The following is a 4,174-nucleotide window of genomic DNA, read 5'->3' as shown; positions in this document are numbered from 1 at the left end:
GCCACACACGACCCGCACCCGAAGGAGCCGCATGCCCGCCCTCATCGAATCCGACGAGCACAAGGCCCTCCGCGAAGCGGTCGCCGCCTTCGCGACCGGCCGCTCCCCCGCCCCCGGCACCGACAACCGGCAGTTCTGGCAGGAGGCCGCCGAGCTCGGCTACATCGGCGTCAACCTGCCGGAGGCGTACGGCGGCGGAGGCGGCGGCATCACCGAACTCTGCCTCGTCCTCGAAGAGATGGGCGCCGCCGGCAACCCCCTGCTGATGATGATCGTCTCCCCGGCGATCTGCGGCACGGTCATCACCCGCTTCGGCACCGACGCCCAGAAACGGGAGTGGCTCCCCGCCCTCGCCGACGGCAGCCGCCTGATGGCCTTCGGCATCACCGAACCCGACGCCGGATCCAACAGCCACCGCATCACCACCACCGCCCGCCGCGACGGCACCGACTGGCTCCTCACCGGCCGCAAGGTCTTCGTCAGCGGCGTCGACATCGCCGACGCCACCCTCGTCGTCGGCCGCACCGAGGACGCCCGCACCGGCAGGCTCAAGCCCTGCCTGTTCATCGTCCCCCGCGACACCCCCGGCTTCGGGCGCCGGCAGATCGACATGGAACTCAACGCCGCCGAGAAGCAGTTCGAGCTGACCCTCGACGACGTACGGCTGCCCGCCGGCGCCCTCGTCGGCGACGAGGACGCGGGGCTGCTGCAGCTCTTCGCCGGACTCAACCCCGAACGCATCATGACCGCGGCCTTCGCGATCGGCATGGGCCGGTACGCCCTCGCCAGGGCCGTCGGGTACGCCCGCGACCGCACCGTCTGGAACGCCCCCATCGGTGCCCACCAGGCCATCGCCCACCCCCTCGCCCAGGCGCACATCGACCTGGAACTGGCCCGCCTGATGATGCAGAAGGCGGCCCACCTCTACGACGCGGGCGACGACACCGGCGCGGGCGAGGCCGCGAACATGGCCAAGTACGCGGCGGCCGAGGCCTGTGTGAAGGCCGTCGACCAGGCCGTGCACACCCTCGGCGGGAACGGCCTCACGCGTGAGTTCGGGCTCGCCTCGCTGATCACCGCCGCGCGCGTGGCCCGTATCGCCCCGGTGAGCCGGGAGATGATCCTCAACTACGTCTCCCACCAGACCCTGGGCCTTCCCAAGTCGTACTAGGCCGCCCTGGAGGAACCATGTTCCGCAGCGAGTACGCGGACGTCCCGCCCGTCGATCTCCCCATCCACGAGGCCGTCCTGGGCCGGGCCGCCGAGTTCGGCACCACCCCGGCGCTGATCGACGGCACCGACGGCACCACCCTCACGTACGAGCAGGTGGACCGGTTCCACCGGCGCGTCGCCGCCGCCCTCGCCGAGGCCGGCGTGCGCAAGGGCGACGTGCTCGCCCTGCACAGCCCCAACACGATCGCCTTCCCCACCGCCTTCTACGCGGCCACCCGCGCGGGCGCCTCGGTCACCACCGTCCACCCGCTCGCCACCGCCGAGGAGTTCGGCAAGCAGCTGAAGGACTCGGCGGCCCGCTGGATCGTCACCGTCTCCCCACTGCTGGACACGGCCCGCCGCGCGGCCGAACTCGCGGGCGGGGTACGGGAGATCTTCGTGTGCGACAGCGCGCCCGGGCACCGGTCCCTCATCGACATGCTCGCCTCGGCCGCGCCCGAGCCGCGGGTCGCGATCGACCCGGCGGAGGACGTCGCCGCCCTGCCGTACTCGTCCGGCACCACCGGCGTCCCCAAGGGCGTGATGCTCACCCACCGGCAGATCGCCACGAACCTCGCCCAGCTGGAGCCGGCGGTCCCCGCCGGGCCCGGCGACCGCATCCTCGCCGTCCTGCCGTTCTTCCACATCTACGGGCTGACCGCCCTGATGAACGCGCCCCTGCGGCACGGCGCCACCGTCGTCGTGCTGCCGCGCTTCGACCTGGAGACGTTCCTCGCCGCCATCCAGAACCACCGCATCACCGGTCTGTACGTCGCCCCGCCGATCGTGCTGGCCCTCGCCAAGCACCCGCTGGTCGCCGCGTACGACCTGTCCTCGCTGCGGTACGTGATCAGCGCCGCCGCCCCGCTCGACGCGAGGCTCGCCGCCGCCTGCTCCGCGCGCCTCGGCCTGCCGCCCGTCGGCCAGGCCTACGGCATGACCGAACTGTCGCCCGGCACGCACGTCGTCCCGCTCGACGCGATGCGGGAGGCGCCGCCCGGCACCGTGGGCAGGCTCATCGCCGGGACCGAGATGCGGATCGTCTCCCTCGACGACCCGTCCCGGGACCTCGGCCCCGGCGAGTCCGGCGAGATCCTGATCCGCGGCCCGCAGGTGATGAAGGGCTACCTCGGCCGCCCCGACTCCACCGCCGCGATGATCGACGAGGACGGCTGGCTGCACACCGGCGACGTCGGCCACGTCGACGGTGGAGGCTGGCTGTTCGTCGTCGACCGGGTCAAGGAGCTGATCAAGTACAAGGGCTTCCAGGTCGCCCCGGCGGAACTCGAGGCACTGCTCCTCACCCACCCGGGCATCGCCGACGCCGCCGTCGTCGGCGTCCACGACGACGACGGCAACGAGGTCCCGCACGCCTGCGTGGTCCGCCGGCCGACCGCTCCGGGGCTCTCCGAGGGCGAGGTCATGATGTACGTCGCCGAACGCGTCGCCCCCTACAAGCGCGTCCGGCACGTCACCTTCATCGACGGCGTCCCCCGCGCCGCCTCCGGCAAGATCCTGCGCCGCGAACTCAGGGCGCGCAAGGAGCCCTCGTGACCCTGGTCCACCGCACGCGCGCGCGGGGCGTCGAGACGCTCGCCCTCGACGCCCCGCACCACCGCAACGCCCTGTCCGCCGCCCTGGTCGGCGAACTGGCGGCCGCGCTCACCGACGCCGGTGAGGACACCGGCGTCCGCGCGGTCGTCCTCACCCACACCGGCACCACCTTCAGCGCGGGCGCCGACCTGCGCGACCCTCCGACGCCGGAGTCCCTGGCCGGCCTGCTGCGGCAGATCGTCGAACTGCCCCGACCGGTCGTCGCGCGGGTCACCGGGCACGTCCGCGCGGGCGGCCTCGGCCTGCTCGCCGCCTGCGACATCGCCGCCGCCTCCCACGCGGCCACCTTCGCCTTCACCGAGGTCCGCATCGGGGTGGCCCCGGCCGTCGTCTCCCTGCCGCTGCTGCCCCGCACCGACCCCCGCGCGCTCGCCCGCTACTACCTCACCGGGGAACGCCTCGACGCCGCCGAGGCGGTCCGCATCGGCCTGCTCACCGCGGCCGGCGACGACGTCGACGAGGTCCTCGCCCCCGTCCTCGACGGCCTGCGCAGAGCCGCCCCCGAGGCCCTGGCCGAGACGAAACGGCTGCTCACGGCTAGGGTGCTGGAGACCTTCGACCGGGACGCGGCCGACCTGACCGCGCTCTCGGCCCGGCTCTTCGCCTCCGCCCACGCGCGCGAGGGGATGACGGCCTTCCTCGAACGACGGGATCCGGAATGGGTGGTGTGAGCACGGCCGACCGTGCGGAACGAGTCCCCAAGCAGGACCGCAGCCGGGCCACCCGGCAGCGGCTCCTGGAAGCCGCCGTGGCCTGCCTCGCCGAACGCGGCTGGGCGGGCTCCACGGTGTCCGTCGTCGCCGAGCGCGCCGGCGTCTCCCGGGGCGCCGCCCAGCACCACTTCCCGACCCGCGAGGACCTCTTCACCGCCGCCGTCGAGTACGTCGCCGAGGAACGCTCCACCGCCCTGCGCGCGCTGTTCCCCGGGGGCGCGGCGGCCGGTGACCGCCACGCGGTGGTCGCGGCGCTGGTCGACCTCTACACCGGCCCGCTGTTCCGCGCCGCCCTCCACCTGTGGGTCGCCGCCTCCGACGAGGAGCAGCTGCGCCCGCGCGTGACCGAGCTGGAGGCGCGCGTCGGCCGCGAGACCCACCGCATCGCCGTGGAGCTCCTCGGCGCCGACGAGACCCGCCCCGGCGTCCGCGAGACCGTCCAGGGCCTCCTCGACATGGCCCGCGGCCTGGGCCTGGCCAACCTCCTCACCGACGACACGGCCCGTCGCGAGCGGGTGGTGGCGCAGTGGGCGGCGCTGCTGGACAGGGCTCTGGGCTGACCGCGGGCGGCCGATTCCAGGTGATCGCCGGCCTCGACGCGGACGAGGCGGACGCCGGCCGGCTCGCCCGGCGGG

The 4,174-nt window shown here is 74.1% G+C and carries 4 protein-coding genes; all 4 read left to right on the top strand.

Features of this window, described 5'->3' with window-relative positions; genetic code table 11:
* Nucleotides 1-31 precede the first annotated feature (31 nt).
* The 4 genes from RIM90_RS22705 to RIM90_RS22690 are packed head-to-tail and all read left to right on the top strand — an operon-like array spanning nucleotide 32 to nucleotide 4,099.
* Nucleotides 32-1,171 (top strand): acyl-CoA dehydrogenase family protein, encoded by a 1,140-nt coding sequence (locus RIM90_RS22705; RefSeq protein ID WP_309062597.1) that lies wholly within the window; start codon nucleotides 32-34, stop codon nucleotides 1,169-1,171.
* Between the two features lie 17 nt (nucleotides 1,172-1,188).
* Nucleotides 1,189-2,766, top strand: a complete 1,578-nt coding sequence (locus tag RIM90_RS22700) for a 4-coumarate--CoA ligase family protein (RefSeq protein ID WP_309062596.1) — start codon at nucleotides 1,189-1,191, stop codon at nucleotides 2,764-2,766.
* Nucleotides 2,763-3,497 carry an enoyl-CoA hydratase family protein gene (locus RIM90_RS22695; protein WP_309062595.1) on the top strand — a complete coding sequence of 245 codons (735 nt, stop codon included), beginning with the start codon at nucleotides 2,763-2,765 and terminating at the stop codon, nucleotides 3,495-3,497. The genes RIM90_RS22700 and RIM90_RS22695 overlap by 4 nt, the downstream gene beginning before the upstream one ends.
* Nucleotides 3,485-4,099 (top strand): TetR/AcrR family transcriptional regulator, encoded by a 615-nt coding sequence (locus RIM90_RS22690; protein WP_309062594.1) that lies wholly within the window; start codon nucleotides 3,485-3,487, stop codon nucleotides 4,097-4,099. The genes RIM90_RS22695 and RIM90_RS22690 overlap by 13 nt, the downstream gene beginning before the upstream one ends.
* The last annotated feature ends 75 nt before the right edge of the window (nucleotides 4,100-4,174 follow it).

The sequence above is a fragment of the Streptomyces sp. genome (assembly GCF_031181555.1).
Classification (GTDB): domain Bacteria; phylum Actinomycetota; class Actinomycetes; order Streptomycetales; family Streptomycetaceae; genus Streptomyces; species Streptomyces fimbriatus.
Note: the sequence above shows the minus strand (reverse complement) of the source record. Positions and strands in the feature narration are given on the sequence as shown.

Excerpts from the sequence above, each read along its gene's own strand:
- RIM90_RS22690 (WP_309062594.1), top strand. The coding sequence starts at position 3,485 with ATGGGTGGTGTGAGCACGGCCGACCGTGCGGAACGAGTCCCCAAGCAG.
- RIM90_RS22700 (WP_309062596.1), top strand. The coding sequence starts at position 1,189 with ATGTTCCGCAGCGAGTACGCGGACGTCCCGCCCGTCGATCTCCCCATC.
- RIM90_RS22705 (WP_309062597.1), top strand. The coding sequence starts at position 32 with ATGCCCGCCCTCATCGAATCCGACGAGCACAAGGCCCTCCGCGAAGCG.